The following is a 24,713-nucleotide window of genomic DNA, read 5'->3' as shown; positions in this document are numbered from 1 at the left end:
TGAAACCAAGAGGTGAAACGCAATGGAATTTTATCTCCCCATGACCAGCGGCGAGTGGCTTGCCTGGAGTGCTGCGGTCGTAACGGCACTAGCGGGACTGATCATGCTTTTTGCGCCGGGCATCACCATGAAGCTGCTGCGTCTTCAACCAATCAACGCGCGTCCGGAAGCTTATAGCTCCATCCGCGCTGTTCTGGCCGGTCCTTATCTTGGGGTCGGGCTCGGTTGTCTCATCTTCGCACAACCTTTTCTCTGGGTTGTGCTGGGTGCCCTATGGGGATTTGCGCTCTTCGGCCGCTTCATTTCAATGATGTCGGATAAAAGCGCAACTTTTTACAACATTGTTGCTGCGGTCATCGAATTTTTGCTTGCCGCCGGACCTTTGCTTTACGCTTTTGGTTTCGTCAGCTGAGAAGCCAGGTAAGGGCAGGGCGGAGGCGAGAGTCGAGGCCAAGTTGCCGTGCTAAAAAGCATCCTGCTTCATTAGTGGGCTTGGTTAGTAGTTTTCTAACCTAAAATTGCGGCAAAACTTACACAAAAGTGCGGGATTCGCGTGTTGCGAGTCCGGTTCGTCTATGCTAGACGGCAATCACATTTCGGTGTTGTCGCGCTCGCGCGTCAGGGGTTCCCCGGAAACATTCAATAAAATCATCTGCTTGGGCCTTTTGGTCCTGCTGAACTCCCAAAAAGATGGTTTCAACGTAGAGAGCAGGTTGTTCGTGGCAGAAACGTCTTCGCTCATTTCAGGTGTCGCACAGCGTTACGCCGGATCGTTGTTTGAGCTCGCGCTCGATGCAAAATCCGTTGCTGCTGTGGAAAAAGATCTTGGCCGTTTCGAGGCGCTTCTGAGCGGAAGCGAAGACCTGAAGCGTCTGATTTCCAGCCCGGTCTTCAATGCTGAAGACCAGCTTCACGCCATTGGCGCGATTGCTGACAAGGCTGGCATCAAAGGTCTGGTCGGCAATTTCCTGCGCGTCGTGGCGTCTAATCGTCGCCTGTTTGCGCTGCCGGGCATCATCGCCGCTTTCCGTGAGATTGCAGCTGAACATCGCGGCGAAGTTTCCGCAGATGTTATTTCTGCGCATGAGCTGACGAGCGCTCAGCAGAACGAATTGAAGGCAACGCTGAAAAGCGTGGCCGGCAAGGACGTGACGATCAATGTCACCGTAGATCCTTCGATCCTCGGCGGGCTTGTCGTCAAAATGGGTTCGCGTCAGATCGACACGTCCCTTCGCACTAAACTTTCTTCTCTCAAGCTTGCACTGAAAGAGGTCGGCTGATGGACATCCGCGCCGCGGAAATTTCCGCTATCCTGAAAGAGCAAATCAAGAACTTCGGCAAGGAGGCTGAGGTCTCCGAAGTCGGTCAGGTTCTGTCCGTCGGCGACGGTATCGCCCGCGTTTACGGTCTGGACAATGTTCAGGCTGGCGAAATGGTCGAATTCCCTGGTGGTATTCGCGGCATGGCGCTTAACCTTGAAACCGACAATGTCGGTGTGGTTATTTTCGGTGCCGACCGTGACATCAAGGAAGGCGACGTCGTCAAGCGTACCGGCGCGATCGTTGACGTTCCAGTCGGTCCAGGCCTGCTCGGCCGCGTTGTCGATGCTCTCGGCAATCCAATCGACGGCAAGGGCCCAATCGTTGCTACTGAGCGTCGCCGCGTCGACGTCAAGGCACCGGGCATCATTCCGCGTAAGTCGGTTCATGAGCCAATGTCGACCGGCCTCAAGGCTGTTGACGCTCTGATCCCTGTTGGTCGTGGTCAGCGCGAGCTGGTCATCGGTGACCGTCAGACCGGCAAGACCGCTATCATTCTCGATACTTTCCTTAACCAGAAGCCAATCCACGACAACGGCCCAGACAGCGAAAAGCTTTATTGCGTTTACGTTGCTATCGGCCAGAAGCGCTCGACTGTTGCTCAGTTCGTTAAGGTTCTCGAAGAACGCGGCGCTCTCGAATATTCCGTCGTGATCGCGGCTACCGCTTCCGATCCGGCTCCGATGCAGTATCTTGCACCATTTGCAGGCTGCGCTATCGGCGAATATTTCCGTGACAATGGCCAGCACGCTCTGATCGGCTATGACGATCTTTCCAAGCAGGCTGTTGCTTATCGTCAGATGTCGCTTCTGCTTCGTCGTCCTCCGGGCCGTGAAGCTTACCCAGGCGACGTATTCTATCTGCACTCACGTCTTCTTGAGCGCGCTGCAAAGCTTAACGACGAAAACGGCGCTGGTTCGCTGACGGCTCTGCCAGTCATCGAAACGCAGGGCAACGACGTTTCCGCGTTTATTCCGACCAACGTGATCTCGATCACCGACGGCCAGATCTTCCTCGAAACCAACCTGTTCTATCAGGGTATCCGTCCGGCTGTTAACGTCGGCCTGTCGGTTTCCCGCGTTGGTTCGTCCGCTCAGATCAAGGCCATGAAGCAGGTTGCCGGTTCGATTAAGGGTGAACTCGCCCAGTATCGTGAAATGGCAGCATTTGCTCAGTTCGGTTCGGATCTTGATGCTTCGACTCAGCGTCTGCTTAACCGCGGTGCACGTCTGACCGAACTTCTCAAGCAGCCACAGTTCTCGCCGCTTAAGACGGAAGAACAGGTTGCCGTGATTTACGCTGGCGTGAATGGCTATCTCGATAAGATCGCCGTCAACCAGGTTGGCAAGTTCGAAGCAGGTCTTCTTTCTTCGCTGCGCACCGAGCACAAGGATGTTCTCGACGCGATCCGCGACGAAAAGGCACTCACCGACAACATCAAAGCAAAGCTCAAGGCAGCGGTCGACGCGTTCGCCAAGTCTTTTGCTTGAACTTTGTGACGGGATGAACGGATGCCTTCACTAAAGGATCTGAGAAACCGTATCGCCTCGGTCAAGGCGACGCAGAAAATCACCAAGGCGATGCAGATGGTCGCCGCGGCGAAGCTGCGCCGTGCCCAGGAAGCTGCGGAGGCTGCACGGCCTTATTCGCAGCGCATGGGCGCCGTTCTCGCTAACATCGCGCAGAACGTGAGCGGTGAAGATGCACCGGCTTTGATGGCTGGTACAGGTAAGGACGACGTGCATCTGCTCGTCGTCGCTACTGCAGAACGTGGCCTTTGCGGCGGTTTCAACTCGCAGATTGCGCGTTATGCGCGTGATCATGCCCGCAAGCTCCTCGCTGAAGGCAAGACAGTCAAGATTCTGACGATCGGTAAAAAAGGTGCAGACATTCTGCGTCGTGAATTTGCTTCGTTGATCATTGACCATGTCAATCTGCGTGAAGTCAAACAGCTTGCTTTTGTGCATGCCGACCAGATCGGCCACAAGATCATTGAGCTGTTTGAACAGGGCGCTTTTGATGTCTGCACACTGTTCTATTCCGAGTTCAAGTCGGTGATCGCGCAGATTCCGACCGCACAGCAGATCATTCCGGCTTCGGCTGGAAATGCTGAGCAGGCGGATACTGCAGGCGATGCGATTTATGAGTACGAACCTGATCCTGCGGCGATCCTGAGCACGCTGATCCCGCGCAATATTTCGGTCCAGATTTTCCGCGCTCTGCTGGAAAATGTGGCGGGCGAAATGGGCGCGAAGATGAGCGCAATGGACAATGCGACGCGTAACGCCGGTGACATGATCAACAAGTTGTCGATCACGTATAACCGTCAGCGTCAGGCTCAGATCACCAAGGAACTGATCGAAATCATTTCGGGCGCGGAAGCGCTCTAATCGGAAGGTAAAAGGATCGATGGCAAAAGCAGCGACCCCGAAAACTACCGCCGCGGCCGAAGCGAAGCCAGCTGCGGCCAAGGCTCCAGCCAAGAAGGCTCCAGCCAAGACTGCTCCAGCTAAGGCGGCCGCCGCTAAGGCTGACGCAGCTCCTAAGGCAGCAACGACCGGTGCAGTAGGCAAGATCACTCAGGTCATCGGCGCTGTTGTCGACGTACAGTTCGAAGACGGTCAGCTCCCGCTGATCCTCAACGCTCTGGAAACCGACAACCTCGGCAACCGTCTGGTTCTTGAAGTTGCACAGCACCTGGGCGAAAACACCGTTCGCACGATTGCTATGGACTCGACCGAAGGTCTCGTCCGTGGTCACGAAGTACGCGACACGGGCAACCCGATCATGGTTCCGGTTGGCGAAGAAACGCTTGGCCGTATCATGAACGTTATTGGTGAGCCAGTTGACGAAGCAGGTCCGATCAAGACCACTGCACGTCGCGCGATTCACCAGGAAGCTCCTGAGTACATCGAACAGTCGACCGAAGCTGAAATCCTCGTAACGGGCATCAAGGTTGTTGACCTTCTCGCTCCTTACGCAAAGGGTGGTAAGATTGGTCTGTTCGGCGGTGCAGGCGTTGGCAAGACCGTTCTCATCATGGAACTGATCAACAACGTTGCTAAGGCGCACGGTGGTTACTCCGTATTCGCAGGCGTTGGTGAACGTACCCGTGAAGGTAACGACCTTTACCACGAAATGATCGAATCGGGCGTTAACAAGCTCGGTGGCGGTGAAGGCTCGAAGGCCGCACTTGTTTACGGTCAGATGAACGAGCCTCCGGGTGCGCGCGCTCGCGTTGCTCTGTCGGGTCTGACGGTTGCTGAAAACTTCCGTGACAAGGGCCAGGACGTTCTGTTCTTCGTGGACAACATCTTCCGCTTCACGCAGGCTGGTTCGGAACTTTCGGCACTTCTGGGCCGTATTCCTTCCGCTGTGGGTTATCAGCCAACGCTGGCAACCGACATGGGCGCGATGCAGGAACGCATCACCACGACGACCAAGGGTTCGATTACTTCGGTTCAGGCAATTTACGTTCCTGCCGACGATTTGACCGACCCTGCACCGGCAACGTCGTTCGCTCACTTGGACGCGACCACCACGCTGAACCGTTCGATCGCTGAAAAGGGTATTTACCCTGCTGTGGATCCTCTGGAATCCACTTCGCGTATGCTCGATCCAATGATCGTGGGTGAAGAACACTACAATGTTGCCCGTCAGGTTCAGTCGATCCTGCAGCGCTATAAGTCGCTTCAGGACATCATCGCCATCCTCGGCATGGACGAACTGTCGGAAGAAGATAAGCTGACCGTTGCGCGCGCTCGTAAGATCGAACGCTTCCTGTCGCAGCCGTTCTTCGTTGCTGAAGTGTTCACCGGTTCGCCAGGCAAGCTGGTTGACCTCGCCGACACCATCAAGGGCTTCAAGGGTCTTTGCGCAGGTGAATACGATCATCTTCCAGAACCAGCCTTCTACATGGTTGGCTCGATTGAAGAAGCGATCGAAAAGGCGAAGAAGCTGGCTGCTGAAGCCGCTTAATGAATTGAGTTTTCGGCGGGCTCTCAAGCCCGCCGAAAATGCCTGTTCATTTGTTTGAGTATGATCTTTTCCGAAAGCCGGTTTGCATTCGGGATCAAGCTCTAGAAATTTAAGTGAGAACCATGGCTCAAGCTTTCCAATTCGAACTCGTGTCGCCAGAACGCCTCCTGCTTTCCGCACAGGTGACGGAAGTCGTCATTCCGGGCAGTGAAGGCTACCTGACGGCTCTCGCAGGTCATTCGCCGCTGATGACGACGATCATGCCGGGTGTCGTTTCGGTGAAGCTGGGCGACGGCAAGTCTGACGCCTATGTGGTTTTTGGCGGCTTTGCCGACATTACCCCGCAGGGCTGCACCATTCTCGCGGAATCCGCCACGCATGTTGATGACGTCGATCCCGCTGATATTCAGAAGCGCATCGAAATTGCTCGCAAGCATCTCGAAGATGCTTCGACGAACGAACATCGCACGAAGGCAGAGATTTTCCTGCATCAGCTGATGACGCTGCAGGGTACGGTCCTTCCGGCCTGAAAAGGTTAGGCTTCGGCTACCCCAAGCGAATGTATAAGAAAGCGGGCTTCGGCCCGCTTTTCTTTTTTGAACTCTACTGTGAGCGGGAAATTATCGGTCAACTGGGCGACTGACCGTGCTTATACCATCACGCTTGCGTGAGTTTGGTATGATCGCTTGAAAACCGTGTGCTGGCCATTTATCTCATTAGTTAATTGTTAGGTCACTAATATAAGGCTTTCATTATGAGCAGAGCAGATCTCAGCGCGGAAATGATCGATGCCATGGCGAAGGTCAATCGTAGACTGCGGACACTATTTGATGCTCGGGTTAAAGAACGCGGCCTGACGCTGGCGCGTGCGCGCACCCTTCTCACATTGATTGAGCAGGAAGGCCTTTATCAGAAAGAACTAGCGGAAGTGCTCGAGATCGAGAACGCGACCATGGTTCGCCTGATCGACGGTCTGGAACGTCAGTCTTTTGTCGAACGTCAGGCGGTCGAAGGCGATCGTCGTGCCAAACGTATTGTGATGACTGAAGAAGGCAAGTCTCTGGCAGAGCAGGTGGTGAAGCTTGCTGGCGATGTGCGTGCTGATCTGCTTGAAGGTGTTAGCGACGAAGAGCTAACTGTGGCTCTAAAAGTTATGCGCAAAATGTCCGACTCGATGAACAAAGCGCATTAACGCAGTTGTCGCTCTCAGTTTTGTGAATCACTGCCACCTCTACAGCTGAACTTTGCCATCTTTCGAACATCAGCTAGCGCTTAATTTCATCCGTCAAATTTCAAGGCGGAGCGTTGGAGATGCGTTATTCGTCGCAGGCAGTTTTGGGCCTTTTGGCCATTCTTTCTATCGCTTCAGTTCAGACACTCGATATGAGTCACGGCTCCCGGCATTTTTATGCGAGAGCCGTAAATGATATCGGTACGGATGATGGTCTTATTTTCGATACAAGATCAACCACAACAGTGGACATGGACGCAGTGGCCCATGCGCGAAACGCCTTGGGCGCTGCCTGAGAACTATAGGCTTATGGTGCCAGCGTTCGCAGATAGGACATCAGCTCGCTAGCTGTGTCGCTCGCCCGGTCTGGTTCGCGGGAAATGATTGCTTCGATCAGCGTAGCATGGGCATTGGCAGAACCGGTGATGCCGGTTGATGGGCGTAGTCTGAACCAGAATCGACGGCTGTGGGTCTGCAGCGGTGCCGCAAGACGTGTGGCATAGGGATTACTGGCAGCTGAGCCGAGCACGATGTCGAAGGCCTTATCCGCATCTAAAAACAGCGAAACATCTTCCGACGGAATAGCCTCGCGCATTGCGTCGGCTGCCGCTTGTAAGCGTTCGTAGTCGCGCGGAGTGCCGAAGCGTGCGGCATCACGCGCCAAAACACGCTCGACACCTTCCCGGGCATCGAGCACTTTTGAGAAATCCTTGGGATCGATCTGCGTGATGGCGATGCCGGAACGCGGGCGGACTTCGACAAGCCCTTCCCAGGCGAGCCGTTGTATGGCTTCGCGGATTGGCGTGCGGCCCATTCCTGTCAGTTCAATCAATGTTCGCTCATTGACGATGGAGCCAGGTTCCAGTTCAAGCGTTACGATCGAGCGCTCCAGCAAACGATAAGCTTGCTCGGCAAGGCTTTCACTGCCCCAGCTATCTGTCAGCGCTGCGCTGCCTTTTGCAACTTTCTCGTCGACCCTTGCATGTTCCATGCAGATTGAAGCCTCATAGTATGCGATTGACATCTTTTGACCCTACAGATATATCTCTGATATATCAATGATGGGCGGTGCGCCGTTAAAAAATAATAACAATGCAGGCGTTGTGCGAATATCATCGATAACGGGCTTTTTGCATGGTGTCATTCCAAAAAATGGATGGACAAAACCGGTGCAGCTGGCGTGAACTTACGTCAGCCTTATAAGCTAAGGCGAATATACAAGACCGGTCGGGAGCCGCGCATAAATGAAATTTGATCCCAGTAGGCAGCGCGACATCGTCATTATTGGTGGCGGCATTGTCGGCGTGGCTACGGCAGCACTTCTTGCCGAATCAGGGCGCGAAGTTCTTGTGATTGATCGAAGCGGGATTTGCGAAGAAACGAGTTCAGGGAATGCGGCGGCACTCGCCTTCTCCGACATACTGCCGATGGCCTCCAAAGGTGTTATGGGCAAGGTTCCGGGCTGGCTTATGGACCCGCTCGGGCCTTTCACGATCCGCCCCTCTTACTTTCCAAAGATGATCCCCTGGCTTTATCGCTTCTGGCGTGCAAGCAGCGCGGAAGCTCTCGAGAAGACCACGGTTGCCCAGGGCAATATGATGCAGCTTGCGCAACGCGAGATGCTGGGGCTGATCGATAGAGCGGGTTTACTCGACCGTTTGCAGGAAGATGGCAATCTGGAGCTTTATGAAAGTGAAGCCGAACTTGCTGCGTCGCAACCCGGCTGGGATGCAAAGGCAAAGGCCGGTATCGCTTATGAGCATGTGCGTGGAACCCGCTTGAAGGAACTGCAGCCGGGGCTTGATCCTCGTTTTGTGGCTGGCACGTTTGTTCCGGGCTGGAAGAATGTCAGTGATCCGAAGCTCTTCGGTCAGGCTATCTGGGCATATGCTGAAAGCAAAGGCGCACGTTTCCTTCATGCGAAAGTGAAACATGCCGCCAGCCAACATGGCGGTGCGACGGTTCATCTGGAGGAAGGCACCGAGATAAGGGCTGCGCATCTGGTGCTGATGGCCGGAGCCTGGTCCAAGAATCTCGCGCAAGGATTTGGCGATGCAGTGCCGCTCGATACGGAGCGTGGCTATAACACGACGCTTCCGGTTGGCAGTTTTGATGTTAAGCGCCAGCTGACTTTCCCAGGCCATGGTTTTGTAATCACGCCGATGGCGACTGGCTTGCGTGTAGGTGGTGCGGTGGAGTTTGGTGGCCTTCAGTTGCCGCCCAATTATGCCCGTTCAGCTGCAATGCTGAAAAAGGCCTCCATGTTCCTGCCGGGATTGAAGACTGAGGGTGGGCGGCAATGGATGGGGTATCGACCGTCTATGCCAGACTCTATGCCAGTTATCGGTCGTGCCTCTGCAGGCGGAAATATTTATTACGGCTTCGGCCATGGTCATCTTGGCCTCACACAATCAGCGGCGACAGGCAGGATTATCTGTGACCTGATCATGGGTTCTGCGCCGGCTGTCGATATCGAACCTTTCAAGCCACAACGTTTTCGGAACTGACCATCATGGCAAGACATTCATTTTTCTGCGTCGACGGACATACCTGCGGCAATCCAGTGCGTCTGGTTGCTGGCGGTGGCCCGAACCTTGAAGGTTCGAACATGATGGAAAAGCGCGCACATTTCTTGCGCGAGTATGACTGGATCCGCACGGGTCTTATGTTCGAACCGCGTGGTCATGACATGATGTCCGGCTCCATTCTTTATCCACCGACACGTCCGGATTGCGATGTAGCTGTTTTGTTTATTGAAACATCCGGCTGTCTGCCAATGTGCGGTCATGGCACAATCGGCACTGTGACAATGGCTATCGAGCAAGGGCTTGTAACGCCAAAGACACCCGGAAAGCTCAACCTCGATACGCCTGCCGGTCTGGTGGCAATCGAATATGAGCAGAATGGTCAATATGTCGACCGCGTGCGGCTGACCAACGTTCCAGCCTTCCTTTATGCCGAAGGATTGGAAGTGGAATGCCCTGATCTCGGGCCAATTAAAGTCGATGTTGCATATGGCGGAAACTTCTACGCAATCGTAGAGCCGCAAGAAAATTACAGCGACATGAAAGATTATTCCGCGCTGCAGCTAATTGCCTGGAGTCCGGTGCTTCGTCAGCGCCTGAATGAGAAATATAAATTCCAGCATCCAGACCTTCCAGACATTAATCGTCTGACGCATATTCTCTGGACCGGCGAGCCAACACATCCTGAAGCTCATGCGCGCAATGCCGTTTTCTATGGCGACAAGGCAATCGACCGTTCGCCTTGTGGAACCGGCACTTCTGCCCGTATGGCGCAGCTTGCGGCCAAAGGAAAGCTGAAACCGGGTGATGATTTCGTACATGAATCCATCATTGGTTCGCTGTTTCATGGCCGTGTTGAACGCGCCGTGGAGGTCGCTGGCGGCACCGGAATTATCCCTTCAATTGCCGGTTGGGCACGTATGACGGGCTACAATACGATCTTCATTGATGACCGTGATCCGTTTGCACACGGATTCACTGTTGCGTAAAACGGGTACGGTAGGCAAAAATAGGGAGACGCTCCCTATTTTTTGTCTGTGACGCGTTGGGGAAATTATGGAATAACGGGCCCGAATTAGGAGAAAAGTATATATACAGGGCCCTTTTTAGGGGACATAACTAGTTTGTGGAGGAATGAAGTCATTAGTCTTTTGTCTGAGACAAAAGGGGCTTGCATTCCTTTATACAGCCGTTAGGTGTAATTATCCGGGAATAAACAGAAGTCGCACGAAATAATGATGCGGCAATAATACCGGGTAGAGTTAAATGGGTGGCTTCTCGATGGAATATTTCTTCCAGCAGGTGATCAACGGGCTCGCGCTCGGATCGATCTATGGCCTGATCGCCATCGGCTATACGATGGTCTACGGCATTATCGGCATGATCAACTTTGCACATGGCGATGTCTTTATGCTCGGCGCCTTTATGGCGCTGATTGTTTTTCTAATCATCACAACATTCATCGGAGCGCTGCCAATTGCGCTCATGCTTCTGCTGATGATGGTTGTTGCAATGCTTCTGACGGGGCTCTGGAGCTGGACGATTGAGCGGGCTGCTTATCGGCCGCTGCGTGGATCGTTCCGTCTCGCGCCGCTGATCACAGCGATCGGTATGTCGATTGCATTGTCGAACTTCGTTCAGGTTACGCAGGGTCCGCGCAACAAGCCGGTGCCTCAGCTCCTGACTGGCTCCTACAATATCTTCGGAACCAACGTGACGATCTCGCTCAAGCAGATCGTGGTCATCGTGGTGACGGCGGTGCTGCTGACGATATTCTGGTATATCGTCAATCGAACATCGCTTGGTCGTGCGCAGCGTGCCTGTGAGCAGGACCGCAAGATGGCCGCGCTTCTTGGCATCAATGTCGACCGCGTTATTTCGCTGACCTTCGTGATGGGTGCCATGTTGGCGGCCGTTGCCGGTACGCTTTACCTCTCCTTCTACGGCGTTATTTCCTTTGCTGACGGGTTCATTCCTGGCGTCAAGGCGTTTACCGCGGCTGTTCTGGGTGGGATTGGCTCGCTGCCGGGTGCAGTGGTCGGTGGCTTGCTCATCGGTCTCATTGAAGCATTGTGGTCGGCTTATTTCTCGATCGATTACAAGGATGTTGCCGCGTTCTCGATCCTTGCCATCGTGCTCATCTTCATGCCGTCCGGCATTCTTGGCCGTCCTGAAGTCGAAAAGGTGTAATCATGGCCGTACAAACAGGTTCACGCCCGGATTCCCTTTTTGCCCGGGCCATTCGTGAAGGGTTCATTGCCGGTCTTGTGGCTTTGGGACTTTTCATTCTGATCGTTGGTTTCAAGACCGATCAGAACATCAATAACGAGCTGGTGTTGCAGCAGCGCTGGGGGGCGCTGGCAATCCTGGTGGCTTTGGCGGCTTTTGGTCGCTTTGCCTTTATCGCGTTCCTGCAGCCCACGCTTGAGGCCCGCAAATTCGCAAAAGCAAGCCGCCCTGTGGTGACTGCTGAAGCGCCGTCTTTCTTCCGCGCTCATTTCTCAAAAATTGGTGTGGTGTTTCTTTTCGTCTACCCGGTCCTGATCGTTACCATGCTTGGCTGGCAGGGATCGTTGAAGTGGGTCGACAATTTCGGCGTCCAGATCCTCATCTATGTGATGCTGGCCTGGGGCCTTAATATCGTGGTTGGCCTCGCTGGCCTTCTCGATCTCGGCTATGTCGCTTTCTATGCTGTGGGTGCATATTCCTACGCGCTTCTTTCGGCTTATTTCGGTCTGTCTTTCTGGATGCTGCTGCCGATTGCAGGCATTCTCGCTGCGACCTGGGGTGTTATCCTCGGCTTCCCGGTCTTGCGTCTGCGTGGTGACTATCTCGCCATCGTGACGCTGGCTTTTGGTGAAATCATCCGACTTGTCCTTATAAACTGGACGGATCTTACCAAGGGTACGTTCGGTATCTCCGGTATCGCGAAGGCAACCTTCTTCGGTCTGCCGTTCAATGCCAGCAAAGACGGTTTTGCCGCCTATTTCGGCCTGACATTCTCGGCTGCTCACTACAAGTTCTTCCTCTATTATGTGATCCTCATACTCGCGCTGATTACGGCTCTCGTTACGATCCGTTTGCGCCGTATGCCTGTGGGTCGCGCATGGGAAGCGCTGCGCGAAGATGAAATCGCCTGCCGTTCACTCGGCATCAATACTACCACAACCAAGCTCACCGCCTTTGCGACGGGTGCGATGTTCGGTGGTTTTGCGGGTTCCTTCTTCGCTGCCCGTCAAGGTTTCGTCAGCCCGGAATCCTTCGTGTTCCTTGAATCCGCAGTCATTCTCGCCATCGTCGTTCTTGGCGGTATGGGGTCGCTCGTCGGTATTGCGATTGCTGCAATCGCTATGATCGGTGGCACGGAAATCCTGCGTGAAATGGGCTTCCTGAAAGCTATTTTCGGTGCCAACTTCACACCTGAACTCTACCGTATGCTGATCTTCGGTCTTGCCATGGTGGTCGTCATGGTCTGGAAACCGCGCGGATTTGTCGGAAGCCGAGAACCGAGCGCGTTCCTCAATCAGAAGAAGTTGGTGTCGGGTGCCTTTACCAAGGAAGGGCACGGCTGATGGCGGAGACAAAAATTATGGCTGGCAATGGTTCGAAAGATACCATTCTTACAGTTGAGCATCTGTCGATGCGCTTTGGTGGTCTCGTTGCGATCAATGATCTGAGCTTCGATGTGAAGCGCGGCGACATCACAGCCATCATCGGACCTAACGGTGCGGGCAAGACGACGGTCTTCAACTGCATCACCGGCTTCTACAAGCCAACCGGCGGTATGCTGACCATGAACCGGAATACGGGCGAAAAGTTCCTTTTGGAACGCCTGCCCGATTTCAAGATTACGCAGGATGCCCGCGTTGCACGTACGTTCCAGAACATTCGTCTGTTCTCGGGTCTGACCGTGCTGGAAAACCTGCTTGTCGCACAGCACAACGTGCTGATGCGTTCGTCAGGTTACACGATCCTCGGTCTTCTGGGTCTGCCGGGCTATAAGAAAGCCGCTAAGGCAGCGGTCGAAAAAGCGCGCTACTGGCTTGAGAAGATCAATCTCATTGATCGTGCGGACGACCCGGCTGGCGATCTGCCTTATGGCGATCAACGCCGTCTGGAAATTGCGCGCGCCATGTGCACTGAGCCAGAAATTCTCTGCCTCGATGAGCCGGCCGCGGGTCTTAACCCTCGTGAATCGGCAGAGCTCAACAAGCTGCTGCTCGATATTCGCAAGGAAACCGGCACGTCGATCCTGTTGATCGAACACGATATGTCAGTGGTTATGGAAATTTCCGACCATGTGATCGTGCTTGAATATGGCACAAAGATCTCTGACGGCTCACCGGAAGCAGTGCGCAACGATCCGCGCGTTATCGCCGCCTATCTCGGCGTTGATGACGATGAGATCGCAGAGTTGATCGAAGAAGCGGACAAGCCAGGCACTGGTGATCCTGCAGACTTTATCGCAACTCAGCTTGCTGTAGAGGCAATCGAGGAAGAAAAGGCTGAAGAGGCCGTTCGTTTTGCAGGCGGATTGGCTGCAGCGCGTGATGGCAAGCCTGATAATCTGACGCTCATCAAGGGCATCGGTGAAGTCAACGAGAAGAAGCTCAACGAGCACGGCATCTATCATTTTGATCAGATTGCCGCCTGGACTGAAGCTGACATCGTTCAGGCTGAAACCTATCTGGAATTCGACGGTCGCATTGCCCGCGAAGACTGGGTGGGGCAGGCAGCACAACTTGCTTCGGGTCAGGCAACCGAGTTTTCAACCCGTGTTGAAGCCGGTGATGTCCCTACGAGCCATAAGACTGCTCCCGCAAAGGCAGCCAGAGCCCCTAAAGGCACGAAGAGCGCCAAAGCTCCGGCAAAGCCCAAGAAGGGAGCTGAATAATGACGGCTGACACTATGCAAACAAAGCAACCGCTTCTGGCCGTCGAAAAGGTCGAGACCTATTACGGCAACATCCGCGCACTCAAGGGCATCGACTTGACAGTCAACGAGGGTGAAATCGTAGCGTTGATTGGCGCCAACGGTGCTGGCAAGTCCACACTCATGATGACCATCTTCGGTTCGCCGCGCGCTCGTACAGGCCGCATTCTTTTCGGCGGCAAGGACATTACGTCAATGCCGCCGCATGAGATTGCGAAGCTGCGAATTGCACAATCGCCGGAAGGTCGCCGCATTTTCCCGCGCATGACAGTGCTCGAAAACCTGCAGATGGGTGCGAGCCTCGATCATCAGCAATATTTCGAGGAAGATGTTGCGCTGATGTTCGAACTCTTCCCGCGTCTGAAGGAGCGTATCAATCAGCGCGGCGGCACACTTTCGGGTGGTGAACAGCAGATGCTGGCGATTGCGCGCGCGCTGATGGCCCGTCCGAAGCTTCTGCTTCTTGACGAGCCGTCATTGGGTCTTGCTCCTCTGATCGTCAAGCAGATCTTCGAAGCGATCAAGGAACTCAACCGCACGCAGGGTCTCACAGTGTTTCTCGTCGAGCAGAATGCTTTCGGTGCGCTGAAGCTTGCTGATCGCGGCTATGTTATGGTCAATGGATCAATCACAATGAGCGGCGCTGGCCGCGAACTGCTGGCTGACCCGGAAGTGCGTGCCGCCTATCTCGAAGGCGGAAGGCATTAAGGAGAAAAATCATGCAGGGAATTCTCTACGAAGAACCGTCATTCTGGCTGTTTTTTCTCATCACCTGCCTTCTGGGTGGCTGGGCTGCCTGGATGACAGGCCGTGCCTGCGCACAGACATGGCGGACCTATCCGCAGCTTTTGCTCTATCTTATCCCTTTGGGCGCAGCCGTGCGGTTTATCCACTATGCGCTGTTTGAGGGCACGCTGCTTTCGCTGCACTACTATCTGGTTGATGTGATCGTGCTGATGGTCATCGGTACGATCGGCTATCGCTATACGCGCACCAAACAAATGGTGCGCCAGTATAACTGGCTCTATGAAAAAGCTTCACCACTTAGCTGGAAGGCAAAATAATTCGAAGCTTCGCCGTGAGAGCATGTCCCCCAGAAGTGGGAACCGGTTTTGGGGGACGGCTTAAAAACAATAATTCAGAGCATTTGCTCTGATAAAATAGAAAACTCAAAACGCTCTGGCGGCGGAGCTTCTTTAAAAAGATCACGCTGAAAAACAGGTTCAGCGTAGATATTGCTGGCAAATCAGCAAGATAATAAAGCGATGCAAAAACATCGTTCGGGGTAACTATAATCGGGAGTTCAAGTAATGAAGAAATCGCTTTTCTCAGGCGTTGCTCTTGCAGCAGTGATGGCTTTCAGTGGCTCGGCTTGGGCAGATGTACTTTTGGGCATCGGCGCACCGCTGACTGGTCCAAACGCTGTGTATGGCGCGCAGATCCAGAAGGGTGCGGAAGCAGCCATCAAGGAAATCAATGATGCTGGTGGCATCAACGGCGAAAAGATCTCGATTACGCTCGGTGACGACGTGTCGGATCCAAAGCAGGGTATTTCGGTTGCAAATAAGTTTGCCGCTGATGGCGTGAAATACGTGATCGGCCACTTCAACTCCGGTGTTTCGATCCCGGCGTCTGAAGTCTATGCCGAAAACGGTATTCTCGAAATTTCGCCAGCAGCGACCAACCCGGTCTATACCGAGCGCGAACTGTGGAACACGTTCCGTACCTGCGGCCGTGACGATCAGCAGGGCATCGTTGCCGGTCAGTATATCTTCGACAACTTCAAGGACGCGAAGATTGCTGTGATCCACGATAAGACCCCTTATGGTCAGGGTCTTGCCGATGAAACCAAGAAGAAGCTCAACGAGCTCGGCGCCAAGGAAGCTCTTTATGAAGGCGTGAACGTCGGTGAGAAGGACTTCTCTGCGCTCATCGCCAAGATGAAGCAGGCAGGCGTCACCGTCGTTTATTGGGGTGGTCTGCATCCGGAAGCCGGTCTCATCATCCGTCAGATGGCTGATCAGGGTCTGAAGGCGCAGTTCATTTCGGGTGACGGTATCGTTTCCAACGAGCTGGCTTCGATTGCAGGTCCGGCTGTTGAAGGCACGCTGAACACATTCGGCCCAGATCCACGCAACAACCCAGCCAATGCTGATCTCGTCAAGAAGTTCCGCGATGCAGGCTTTGAACCAGAAGCCTACACGCTCTACTCCTATGCGGCTGTTCAGTCTCTGGCAGGTGCTGCAAAGGCAGCTGGCAGCAACGACCCACAGGAAATTGCTAAGGCGTTGAAGGAAAAAGGTCCGTTCCCAACTGTGCTTGGTGATCTTTCCTATGATGCCAAGGGCGACCCGAAACTCCCAGGTTACGTAATGTATAAGTGGGAAAAGGGTGCAGACGGGAAATATAATTACATTCAGCAGTAAGTCTCTGTCTGTATTATTACGTCTCTAAGAAAAGTGCCCGGCTATATGCCGGGCATTTTTATTTTACGAAAACTTTAAATTCATGACATCATGCGGAAAAAGCATCAAATTTAGATATTAATGAGGATGGACAATACTGATTAAAGCCATTTTACCTAATGCAACGACATTGTTTGGCGTAAAGCACGGTTGGCAATTCGTTCCCTGGAGGAGGGGCGAGGGTGTCGGGAAGCGTTGGGTGCGTGGATTGTCAATTCATAGCATCAGGCCTGTCTCTCGCACGGGGTATGAAAAACTCTCTTCCAGTGGAATTGGCGGCTCCGGAATTCAGTCCGGAGATTGTGGTTCAATGGGAGTAATTGAAATGAAAAAATCCTTATTCTGTGGTGTGTGCCTTTCCGCTTTGGTTGCGATGGGCGGAGCGTCGTTTGCTGATGTGCTGCTGGGCGTTGGCGCACCATTGACCGGTGGTCAGGCGGCTTATGGCGACCAGATCAAGCGCGGCGTTGAAGCGGCTGTTGCAGAAGCCAATGCCAAGGGCGGCATGAACGGCGAGCAGATCACGATCGTTTATGGCGATGATGCTGCCGATCCACGTCAGGGGATTTCGGTTGCCAACAAGTTCGTTGGTGACGGCGTTCAATTCGTGATCGGCCATTTCAATTCGGGCGTCAGCATTCCAACCTCCGATATTTACGCTGAAAATGGCGTGCTGATGATTGCGCCGGGCACGACTAACCCAACCTTCACTGAACGCGAATTGTGGAACACCTTCCGTACCTGCCGTCGTGATGATCAGCAGGGCATCGTTGCGGGCAAATACATTGCCGATACCTACAAGGACGGCAAAGTCGCGATCTTGCACGACAAGACCCCTTACGGTCAGGGTCTTGCAGATGAAACCAAGAAGTCGCTCAATGCCAATGGCAAGGAAGAGACGCTGTATGAAGGCGTTAATCAGGGCGATAAGGATTTCTCAGCGCTGATTTCCAAGATGAAGGCTGCAGGCATTACTGCCGTCTATTGGGGCGGGATGCATCCGGAAGCAGGCCTTATCATTCGTCAGATGGCCGATCAGGGTCTGAAGGCACAGTTCATCTCCGGTGACGGCATTGTTTCCAACGAGCTGGCTTCGATTGCTGGCGATGCGGTTGCGGGTGTTCTGAATACGTTTGGCCCGGACCCGCGCGATGATGCAGCCAATGCTGATCTGATCAAGGCGTTCCGCGACAAGGGTTTTGAGCCGGAAGCCTATACCTTCTACGCTTATGCAGGTGTGCAGTCGCTGGTTGATGCAGCCAATGCTGCCGGAAACAACGATCCGCAGTCGGTTGCTGAAGCCATGAAGGCCAAGGGTCCGTTCAAGACGGTGCTCGGTGACGTCTCTTATGATGCAAAAGGTGATCCAAGCCTTTCACCTTATGTCATGTTCGAATGGCGCAAGGGCGACGATGGAAAATATAACTACTTCCAGAAGAAATAAGACTGAAAGAGGCAGACTCACTTTTCAAAGTGAGCTCTGAACAATGTTCAATTGGCTGAATGTGCTATTTAGCCAGTAATGCTGTGCAGATTGCCTCATATATTAGCAAAATTTGCTTCAAATTTTGGCAGGATGCCCGACTTTTGGTCGGGCATTTTGTTTTTGTATCGCAGTTGCACAGTTTGTTTGCGCTTGCTTAGATTGCAGGCTAATCAAAGCCATACCGATCATTGCAGTGTGGGAGTTCTGCCTTGTCCATCCGTAAAATTCTGGTCGCCAACCGTTCCGAAATCGCTATCCGCGTGTTCCGCGCAGCCAATGAGCTTGGCATAAAAACGGTGGCCATATGGGCAGAGGAAGATAAACTCTCACTGCATCGCTTTAAAGCAGACGAAAGCTATCAGGTCGGTCGCGGACCGCATCTCGGACGTGATCTCGGTCCGATCGAAAGCTATCTTTCGATTGATGAAGTCATCCGCGTTGCCAAGCTTTCGGGTGCCGATGCGATCCATCCGGGTTATGGCCTTTTGTCGGAAAGCCCCGAATTTGCCGATGCCTGTGCTGAGAACGGCATCATCTTCATCGGCCCAAAGCCAGAAACCATGCGCCGCCTCGGTAACAAGGTTGCCGCGCGTAATCTCGCAATTGAGATTGGCGTTCCGGTTGTGCCTGCAACCGATCCGCTGCCTGACGATATAGCGGAAGTGAAGAAGCTCGCAGCCAAAATCGGCTATCCGTTGATGCTGAAAGCATCTTGGGGTGGCGGCGGTCGCGGTATGCGTGCCATTCGCGCTGAGGAAGACCTTGACCGAGAAGTGACGGAAGCCAAGCGCGAGGCCAAGGCAGCTTTCGGCAAGGATGAAGTCTATCTCGAAAAGCTTGTCGAGCGTGCGCGTCACGTTGAAGTGCAGATTCTGGGTGATACGCATGGCAATGCGGTTCATCTTTATGAGCGCGATTGCTCGATCCAGCGCCGTAACCAGAAAGTCGTTGAACGCGCGCCTGCGCCTTACCTCAATGATGCACAGCGTCAGGAACTGGCAAGTTATGGCCTGAAGATCGCCCATGCCACCGATTATATCGGTGCGGGTACGGTCGAATTCCTGATGGATGCTGATACCGGCGCGTTTTACTTTATCGAAGTGAACCCGCGCATTCAGGTCGAGCATACTGTCACGGAAGAAGTGACGGGTATCGATATCGTCAAGGCGCAGATTCATATTCTGGAAGGCTATGCCATTGGTACGCCTGAATCCGGTGTGCCGGAACAAAAGAATATTCGCCTCAACGGTCATGCGTTGCAGTGCCGTATCACCACCGAAGACCCTGAGCAGAATTTCGTTCCGGATTATGGACGCATTCAGGCCTATCGCTCGGCTTCGGGTTTTGGCATTCGTCTCGATGGTGGCACTGCCTATTCGGGCGCGGTCATCACGCGCTATTATGATCCACTGCTGGTGAAAGTTACGGCGTCGGGCTCGACGCCGATTGAAGCCATCCGCCGTATGGACCGTGCTCTGCGCGAATTCCGTATTCGCGGTGTCGCGACAAACCTCACCTTCGTTGAAGCGATCATCAATCATCCGCGATTCCAGTCGAATGATTACACGACGCGCTTCATCGATACGACGCCTGAGCTTTTCACGCATATGAAGCGTCAGGATCGTGCGACCAAGCTTCTGACCTATGTGGCTGATGTTACCGTCAATGGTCATCCGGAAACCAAGGGCCGTGCTGAGCCATCGCAAGATGCGGCGAAGCCAATTGTGCCGTGGTTTGGTGATCGTCCGGTGGTCGATGGCACCAAACAGTTGCTGGACAAGCTTGGACCGCAGAAGTTTGCCGAGTGGATGCGCAATGAGAAGCGCGTTCTGTTGACCGATACGACCATGCGTGATGGCCACCAGTCATTGCTGGCAACCCGCGTGCGTACCTATGATATTGCGCGTGTGGCCAATGCCTATGCGCAGGCGCTGCCGAACCTCTTCTCGCTTGAATGCTGGGGCGGTGCGACCTTTGATGTGTCGATGCGCTTTTTGACGGAAGATCCGTGGGAACGTCTGGCAATGGTGCGCGAAGGCGCGCCAAACATCCTGCTGCAAATGCTGCTGCGTGGTGCGAACGGCGTTGGCTACAAGTCCTATCCGGACAATGTGGTGAAGTATTTCGTGCGTGAAGCAGCGCGGGGCGGCATGGACCTGTTCCGCGTGTTCGACAGCCTCAACTGGGTTGAGAACATGCGCGTATCGATGGATGCGGTGCTGGAAGAGAACAAGCTTTGTGAAGCGGCTATCTGCTATACCGGCGATATTCTCAATCCGGATCGCGCCAAATACGACCTTAAGTATTATGTCGATCTGGCCAAGCAGGTTGAAAAGGCTGGCGCGCATATTATCGCTCTCAAGGATATGGCGGGTCTGTTGAAGCCTGCGGCGGCACGCGTGCTATTTAAGGCACTGCGTGAGGAAACCGATCTGCCGATCCACTTCCACACCCATGATACGTCGGGCATTTCGGCGGCGACTGTGCTTGCTGCGGTCGATGCCGGTGTCGATGCGGTCGATGCGGCAATGGATGCCTTCTCCGGCAACACATCGCAGCCATGCCTCGGCTCGATTGTCGAGGCGCTGCATGGTTCGGAACGCGATCCGGGTCTTGATACGGAAACGATCCGCCGCATTTCCTTCTATTGGGAAGCGGTGCGCAATCAATATGCTGCCTTTGAAAGCGATCTTAAGGGACCGGCTTCGGAAGTGTACTTGCATGAAATGCCGGGCGGTCAGTTTACGAACCTCAAGGAACAGGCGCGTTCGCTGGGTCTTGAAACCCGTTGGCATGAAGTGGCGCAGGCTTACGCCGATGTGAACCGCATGTTTGGCGATATCGTCAAGGTCACGCCGTCCTCCAAGGTGGTGGGTGACATGGCGCTAATGATGGTCTCTCAGGACCTGACTGTTGCCGATGTCGAAAACCCGGACAAGGATATTGCCTTCCCGGATTCGGTTGTATCGATGATGCGTGGCGATCTCGGTCAGCCGCCATCGGGCTGGCCTGCATCGTTGCAGAAGAAGGTGCTGAAAGACGAAAAGCCTTTTACGGTTCGTCCCGGTTCGCTGCTTCCAGCCGCTGATCTTGATGCCGAGCGCAAGTCGATTGAGGACACGCTTGGTCGCGAGATCACGGATCAGGAATTTGCTTCTTATCTGATGTATCCAAAGGTCTTCACCGACTATGCGGCGGCACAGGAAAACTACGGCCCGACCAGTGTCCTGCCAACGCCGGTTTATTTCTATGGCTTGAAGCCGGAAGAAGAAGTCTTCGTTGATCTTGAACGCGGCAAGACACTCGTTATCGTCAATCAGGCGATGTCTGAGACTGATGAGAAGGGCATGGTCACCGTGTTCTTCGAGCTCAATGGTCAGCCGCGCCGCGTCAAGGTGCCAAACCGCGCCAAGGGTGCGTCGGGTGGTGTTAAGCGTAAAGCGGAACTGGGCAATGACAAGCATGTCGGCGCGCCGATGCCGGGTGTTGTGTCCACGGTTGCTGTATCGCAGGGCCAGAACGTGAAGGCAGGCGATGTGCTGCTTTCAATCGAAGCCATGAAGATGGAAACGGCTCTGCGTGCTGAACGCGATGGTTCGATTGCCGAAGTGCTTGTGCGCCCCGGCGAACAGATCGACGCGAAGGATTTGCTTGTCGTTTACGCCGACTGATCCAGCTTTCACATCGTAGAATGATTGACGCCGTGCCCTATAAAGGGTGCGGCGTTTTCTTTTGCTTGCATGGTCATAAAAATCTGCTATGCACGTTTTTACCGATTCATGCATGTTTGTGCATGTTAGCAGGAACGAGCGATGACAGAGCTATTACTGGACGAAAGACAGGCGCGCATTCGAGCACTGCTTGAGCAGTCCGGACGCGTATTGGCGAGCGAGCTTGCGGAGTCATTCGGGGTTTCGGAAGACACGATCCGCCGTGACCTCCGCGAGATGGCGGCGGCGGGGCTTTGCAAGCGCGTCTACGGCGGTGCTTTGAAGGCCGCGCCTTCTTACGCGCCGCTCGCAGAGCGCGATACAGAAAGACCGGAGGCCAAGACGACCCTTGCCGCTGCGCTGGCTGGTCTGATCGAGCCGAACATGACGGTGTTTCTGGATTCTTCATCAACCAATCTGGCGCTTGCGCGTCTTTTGGCTGATCGGGGTGATGTGATCACCGTTGTCACCAACACGCCCTCCATTGCTGCTATTGTTCTGCAGTCAGATAAGATCGACGTCGTGATGATCGGCGGCCCTATTGATCGTCGCGTGAGTGCGGCGGTTGGTGCGCGCGCTTTGCGCGATGCGGAACTGGTGCGGCCTGATCTTTGTATGCTTGGTGTCTGCGGCTTTTCAGCGGAAACGGGCATCACAGCGCTTCATCTGGAAGATGCGGAATTCAAGCGGGTTATTGCCGGGCGCAGCCGCAAGGTGGTTCTGGCAATCACCAGTGACAAGCTCGGCACAGTTGCTGCGCACGATGTCATACCCATTGAGGCGGTCAATGTTATGGCTGTCGAACAGGATGCGAATGAAGATGTGCTTGCGCCCTATCGGGCATCGGGCATGACGATTATACACGCCGTAGAAGGGCGTGACTGAGGACATGATGGAACAGACGGCCGGACGAAACGATGCGCTGAATGACCGTGCGCCAATTGTAACCAGGGAGCGTATCGCTGTGGCGCTGCTCTTTCTGATGAATGGTTATATCTTTGGCGGCTGGGCGCCGAAAATTCCCGAATTTGCAGGGCGTCTCGGGCTCGATACCAGTGGCATGGGATTGATGATCCTCGTCTTCGGTGTCGGCTCTCTGTCGATGATGCCGGTGGCCGGTGCATTGTCCGCACATCGCGGTTCTGGTGCCGTTGTGAAGCTGTTTGCAATCGGACTTATCCCTGCTTTGCTGATTATTGCGCTTGTGCCGAATATCGTCACAGCTGTGATTGTCATGTTCTATTTTGGCGGCATGATCGGTGCGATGGATGTCGCAATGAACGCCAATGCGGTCGCTGTTGAGAAGAACATGCGTCGGGCCATAATGTCGTCCTGTCATGCCTTCTGGAGCCTTGGCGGACTGATTGGTGCCGCGACCGGTGGCTTTCTCATCGCTCATGTCGGCTCGACTATTCATGCGCTGATTGCGACCGTTGTGGCAGCAGGATTGCTGATTTTTGCATGGCCTTCGATTGTTGCGGACAAATTTCATCATCCAAGCGGCGAGAAGCAGAAGCTGGTGCTGCCGCGCAATGCGCTGCCATGGCTGGTCGGCATTATCGCATTGTTCTCGATGATCCCGGAGGGCGCAATACTTGATTGGGGTGCATATTATCTGCGCGATGAAATGGGTGCGTCAGTGACGGTCGCTGGTTTTGGCTTCGCAGCTTTCTCCATGACCATGGCGATCATGCGCTTTGCAGGCGATATTGTCCGCGACCGTTTCGGCGCGATCAACACGCTGCGCTTCTGCACGTCGATTGCCATTATCGGCATGGTGATTGTCGGCCTGTCGAGCCACCCTTACGCGGTGATCTTTGGCTTTGCCATTTGCGGTATCGGCATTTCCAACATGGTGCCGATAGCCTTCTCGATTGGCGGCAACCTGCCGGGCATCAATCCAAGTGTTGGCCTGTCGATTGCCACCACCATGGGCTATTCCGGTATGCTGGTTGCGCCTTCGCTGATCGGCTTTGTCGCCAAGCATAGCGGCTTCAGCGTCGTGTTCCTGTCATTGCCTGTGCTGTTGCTTGTGGTGCTCGCTTTCTCAGGACTGGCAAAATATGCGGACAGTTCGCATTAAAGCATTTCCAGCAAAAGTGCGTAGCGGTTTTGCGTAGGATAATGCGTGGAAAAAATACATCGAGCGAATATCGCTCGATGTTCATTCAGCGGTCCAGCCGCCCTCGACCGGGAGGGCGGCACCATTGATCTGCGCTGCGGCATCCGTTGCAAGGAAGGCCGCAAGCGCACCGATCTGAGCAGTGGTCACGAATTCCTTCGTCGGCTGTTTATCGAGCATGACTTCGCGGATTACTGTTTCGCGATCCATGTTATGAGCTTTCATCTGATCGGGTATCTGCGCTTCGACAAGCGGGGTCAGCACATAGCCGGGGCAGATGGAATTGGCCGTGATCCTGGCAAGGGCAAGTTCAAGTGCCAGCGTTTTTGTGAAGCCGACAATGCCATGCTTTGCTGCCACATAGGCCGACTTGAATGGCGAGGCAACAAGTCCATGCGCTGATGCGATGTTAATGATCCGGCCCCAACCAGCTTTTTTCATATGTGGTATTGCAGCCGCTGACGTGTGGAATGCTGAGGTCAGGTTGATCGCGATGATCCGGTCCCATTGCTCGGTCGGAAAGTCTTCGACCGGTGCCACATGCTGGATACCGGCATTGTTGACGAGGATATCGGCACTGCCAAAGGCTTCCACGCTCTTTTCAATCAGCGCGCGGCAGTCATCAGCTTTGGACATATCGGCGCTGACATAGATCACGCTTACGCCATGTTCTGCGGCGATTGTTTTTGCCAAATCGTGGTCTTCGCTACGGTCCGTGAAGGAGTTGATCACAACATTGTGCCCAGAACCCGCAAGCGCGTGGGCAATGCCAAGTCCGATGCCTGAATTGGAACCGGTGATAATTGCGGTTTTGCGGGCATTCGCATTTGGCATTTTTTATCTCCTCCTCTGGAATCATCCCATAATGAGGAGGCGACAAGGCGTCGGCAAGTGATTATATAACAACAAAGCGAGGCGGTCAGGCGTTGACAATTGCGCCTTGCT

The 24,713-nt window shown here is 54.1% G+C and carries 22 protein-coding genes; 20 read left to right on the top strand and 2 right to left on the bottom strand.

Annotated features, from left to right (window positions below):
- Positions 1 to 22: 22 nt before the first annotated feature.
- From KMS41_09550 to KMS41_09515, 8 genes are all read left to right on the top strand, one after another.
- Complete coding sequence (locus KMS41_09550; GenBank protein QWK77327.1) at positions 23 to 412, top strand: DUF4345 family protein; 390 nt, start codon at positions 23 to 25, stop codon at positions 410 to 412.
- 307 nt (positions 413 to 719) lie between these two features.
- Positions 720 to 1,280, top strand: a complete 561-nt coding sequence (locus KMS41_09545; protein QWK77326.1) for a F0F1 ATP synthase subunit delta — start codon at positions 720 to 722, stop codon at positions 1,278 to 1,280.
- Positions 1,280 to 2,809, top strand: coding sequence for a F0F1 ATP synthase subunit alpha (gene atpA / locus KMS41_09540; GenBank protein QWK77325.1), 1,530 nt, complete (start codon positions 1,280 to 1,282; stop codon positions 2,807 to 2,809). Before KMS41_09545 ends, atpA begins: the two co-directional genes overlap by 1 nt.
- Before the next feature lie 21 nt (positions 2,810 to 2,830).
- Complete coding sequence (locus KMS41_09535) at positions 2,831 to 3,709, top strand: F0F1 ATP synthase subunit gamma (GenBank protein ID QWK77324.1); 879 nt, start codon at positions 2,831 to 2,833, stop codon at positions 3,707 to 3,709.
- 19 nt (positions 3,710 to 3,728) lie between these two features.
- On the top strand, positions 3,729 to 5,297 hold the full coding sequence (atpD, locus tag KMS41_09530; protein ID QWK77323.1) for a F0F1 ATP synthase subunit beta: 1,569 nt from the start codon (positions 3,729 to 3,731) through the stop codon (positions 5,295 to 5,297).
- Between the two features lie 122 nt (positions 5,298 to 5,419).
- On the top strand, positions 5,420 to 5,827 hold the full coding sequence (locus KMS41_09525) for a F0F1 ATP synthase subunit epsilon (protein ID QWK77322.1): 408 nt from the start codon (positions 5,420 to 5,422) through the stop codon (positions 5,825 to 5,827).
- Positions 5,828 to 6,051: 224 nt separating this feature from the next.
- A complete protein-coding gene (locus tag KMS41_09520; GenBank protein ID QWK77321.1) occupies positions 6,052 to 6,489 on the top strand; it encodes a MarR family transcriptional regulator in 438 nt (145 codons plus the stop codon).
- Between the two features lie 119 nt (positions 6,490 to 6,608).
- Positions 6,609 to 6,824: a hypothetical protein gene (locus KMS41_09515; protein QWK77320.1), complete on the top strand. Its 216-nt coding sequence runs from the start codon at positions 6,609 to 6,611 to the stop codon at positions 6,822 to 6,824.
- Between the two features lie 11 nt (positions 6,825 to 6,835).
- Here the strand turns inward: KMS41_09515 and KMS41_09510 are convergent, their stop codons facing one another.
- Positions 6,836 to 7,519 (bottom strand): GntR family transcriptional regulator, encoded by a 684-nt coding sequence (locus KMS41_09510; protein ID QWK78836.1) that lies wholly within the window; start codon positions 7,517 to 7,519, stop codon positions 6,836 to 6,838.
- Between the two features lie 253 nt (positions 7,520 to 7,772).
- On the opposite strand from KMS41_09510, the gene KMS41_09505 reads away from it, so the two are divergent.
- From KMS41_09505 to KMS41_09450, 12 genes are all read left to right on the top strand, one after another.
- Positions 7,773 to 9,035, top strand: coding sequence for an FAD-binding oxidoreductase (locus KMS41_09505; GenBank protein ID QWK77319.1), 1,263 nt, complete (start codon positions 7,773 to 7,775; stop codon positions 9,033 to 9,035).
- Between the two features lie 5 nt (positions 9,036 to 9,040).
- Positions 9,041 to 10,042: a 4-hydroxyproline epimerase gene (locus KMS41_09500; protein QWK77318.1), complete on the top strand. Its 1,002-nt coding sequence runs from the start codon at positions 9,041 to 9,043 to the stop codon at positions 10,040 to 10,042.
- Between the two features lie 292 nt (positions 10,043 to 10,334).
- The gene (locus KMS41_09495) at positions 10,335 to 11,243 is read left to right on the top strand and encodes a branched-chain amino acid ABC transporter permease (GenBank protein ID QWK78835.1); all 909 of its coding nucleotides are present in this window, start codon (positions 10,335 to 10,337) and stop codon (positions 11,241 to 11,243) included.
- 2 nt (positions 11,244 to 11,245) lie between these two features.
- A complete protein-coding gene (gene livM / locus KMS41_09490; protein ID QWK77317.1) occupies positions 11,246 to 12,625 on the top strand; it encodes a high-affinity branched-chain amino acid ABC transporter permease LivM in 1,380 nt (459 codons plus the stop codon).
- Positions 12,626 to 12,642: 17 nt separating this feature from the next.
- Complete coding sequence (locus KMS41_09485; protein QWK78834.1) at positions 12,643 to 13,947, top strand: ATP-binding cassette domain-containing protein; 1,305 nt, start codon at positions 12,643 to 12,645, stop codon at positions 13,945 to 13,947.
- Positions 13,947 to 14,693 carry an ABC transporter ATP-binding protein gene (locus KMS41_09480; GenBank protein ID QWK77316.1) on the top strand — a complete coding sequence of 249 codons (747 nt, stop codon included), beginning with the start codon at positions 13,947 to 13,949 and terminating at the stop codon, positions 14,691 to 14,693. The genes KMS41_09485 and KMS41_09480 overlap by 1 nt, the downstream gene beginning before the upstream one ends.
- A gap of 11 nt (positions 14,694 to 14,704) precedes the next feature.
- On the top strand, positions 14,705 to 15,049 hold the full coding sequence (locus KMS41_09475) for a hypothetical protein (GenBank protein QWK77315.1): 345 nt from the start codon (positions 14,705 to 14,707) through the stop codon (positions 15,047 to 15,049).
- 246 nt (positions 15,050 to 15,295) lie between these two features.
- A complete protein-coding gene (locus KMS41_09470) occupies positions 15,296 to 16,411 on the top strand; it encodes a branched-chain amino acid ABC transporter substrate-binding protein (GenBank protein ID QWK77314.1) in 1,116 nt (371 codons plus the stop codon).
- 364 nt (positions 16,412 to 16,775) lie between these two features.
- Positions 16,776 to 17,894, top strand: coding sequence for a branched-chain amino acid ABC transporter substrate-binding protein (locus KMS41_09465; GenBank protein ID QWK77313.1), 1,119 nt, complete (start codon positions 16,776 to 16,778; stop codon positions 17,892 to 17,894).
- Between the two features lie 251 nt (positions 17,895 to 18,145).
- The gene (gene pyc, locus KMS41_09460) at positions 18,146 to 21,607 is read left to right on the top strand and encodes a pyruvate carboxylase (protein QWK77312.1); all 3,462 of its coding nucleotides are present in this window, start codon (positions 18,146 to 18,148) and stop codon (positions 21,605 to 21,607) included.
- 141 nt (positions 21,608 to 21,748) lie between these two features.
- Complete coding sequence (locus KMS41_09455) at positions 21,749 to 22,531, top strand: DeoR/GlpR family DNA-binding transcription regulator (protein ID QWK77311.1); 783 nt, start codon at positions 21,749 to 21,751, stop codon at positions 22,529 to 22,531.
- Positions 22,532 to 22,538: 7 nt separating this feature from the next.
- Positions 22,539 to 23,729, top strand: coding sequence for an MFS transporter (locus KMS41_09450; GenBank protein ID QWK78833.1), 1,191 nt, complete (start codon positions 22,539 to 22,541; stop codon positions 23,727 to 23,729).
- An 81-nt stretch (positions 23,730 to 23,810) separates the two neighbouring features.
- On the opposite strand, the gene KMS41_09445 is transcribed toward KMS41_09450, so the two are convergent.
- Entirely contained in the window at positions 23,811 to 24,602 is a 792-nt protein-coding gene (locus KMS41_09445) for a 3-hydroxybutyrate dehydrogenase (GenBank protein ID QWK77310.1), read from the bottom strand.
- Positions 24,603 to 24,713: the final 111 nt, after the last annotated feature.

This window comes from Ochrobactrum sp. BTU1 (genome assembly GCA_018798825.1).
Classification (GTDB): domain Bacteria; phylum Pseudomonadota; class Alphaproteobacteria; order Rhizobiales; family Rhizobiaceae; genus Brucella.
The sequence above is the reverse complement of the archived record's forward strand: the minus strand, read 5'-3'. Positions and strand labels throughout refer to the sequence as shown.

What these genes read in the sequence shown, in the direction of transcription:
- KMS41_09550 (QWK77327.1), top strand. Translation starts at nt 23, where the DNA reads ATGGAATTTTATCTCCCCATGACCAGCGGCGAGTGGCTTGCCTGGAGT.
- atpA (QWK77325.1), top strand. Translation starts at nt 1,280, where the DNA reads ATGGACATCCGCGCCGCGGAAATTTCCGCTATCCTGAAAGAGCAAATC.
- KMS41_09535 (QWK77324.1), top strand. Translation starts at nt 2,831, where the DNA reads ATGCCTTCACTAAAGGATCTGAGAAACCGTATCGCCTCGGTCAAGGCG.
- atpD (QWK77323.1), top strand. Translation starts at nt 3,729, where the DNA reads ATGGCAAAAGCAGCGACCCCGAAAACTACCGCCGCGGCCGAAGCGAAG.
- KMS41_09525 (QWK77322.1), top strand. Translation starts at nt 5,420, where the DNA reads ATGGCTCAAGCTTTCCAATTCGAACTCGTGTCGCCAGAACGCCTCCTG.
- KMS41_09520 (QWK77321.1), top strand. Translation starts at nt 6,052, where the DNA reads ATGAGCAGAGCAGATCTCAGCGCGGAAATGATCGATGCCATGGCGAAG.
- KMS41_09515 (QWK77320.1), top strand. Translation starts at nt 6,609, where the DNA reads ATGCGTTATTCGTCGCAGGCAGTTTTGGGCCTTTTGGCCATTCTTTCT.
- KMS41_09510 (QWK78836.1), bottom strand. Translation starts at nt 7,519, where the DNA reads ATGGAACATGCAAGGGTCGACGAGAAAGTTGCAAAAGGCAGCGCAGCG.
- KMS41_09505 (QWK77319.1), top strand. Translation starts at nt 7,773, where the DNA reads ATGAAATTTGATCCCAGTAGGCAGCGCGACATCGTCATTATTGGTGGC.
- KMS41_09500 (QWK77318.1), top strand. Translation starts at nt 9,041, where the DNA reads ATGGCAAGACATTCATTTTTCTGCGTCGACGGACATACCTGCGGCAAT.
- KMS41_09495 (QWK78835.1), top strand. Translation starts at nt 10,335, where the DNA reads ATGGAATATTTCTTCCAGCAGGTGATCAACGGGCTCGCGCTCGGATCG.
- livM (QWK77317.1), top strand. Translation starts at nt 11,246, where the DNA reads ATGGCCGTACAAACAGGTTCACGCCCGGATTCCCTTTTTGCCCGGGCC.
- KMS41_09485 (QWK78834.1), top strand. Translation starts at nt 12,643, where the DNA reads ATGGCTGGCAATGGTTCGAAAGATACCATTCTTACAGTTGAGCATCTG.
- KMS41_09480 (QWK77316.1), top strand. Translation starts at nt 13,947, where the DNA reads ATGACGGCTGACACTATGCAAACAAAGCAACCGCTTCTGGCCGTCGAA.
- KMS41_09475 (QWK77315.1), top strand. Translation starts at nt 14,705, where the DNA reads ATGCAGGGAATTCTCTACGAAGAACCGTCATTCTGGCTGTTTTTTCTC.
- KMS41_09470 (QWK77314.1), top strand. Translation starts at nt 15,296, where the DNA reads ATGAAGAAATCGCTTTTCTCAGGCGTTGCTCTTGCAGCAGTGATGGCT.
- KMS41_09465 (QWK77313.1), top strand. Translation starts at nt 16,776, where the DNA reads ATGAAAAAATCCTTATTCTGTGGTGTGTGCCTTTCCGCTTTGGTTGCG.
- KMS41_09455 (QWK77311.1), top strand. Translation starts at nt 21,749, where the DNA reads ATGACAGAGCTATTACTGGACGAAAGACAGGCGCGCATTCGAGCACTG.
- KMS41_09450 (QWK78833.1), top strand. Translation starts at nt 22,539, where the DNA reads ATGGAACAGACGGCCGGACGAAACGATGCGCTGAATGACCGTGCGCCA.
- KMS41_09445 (QWK77310.1), bottom strand. Translation starts at nt 24,602, where the DNA reads ATGCCAAATGCGAATGCCCGCAAAACCGCAATTATCACCGGTTCCAAT.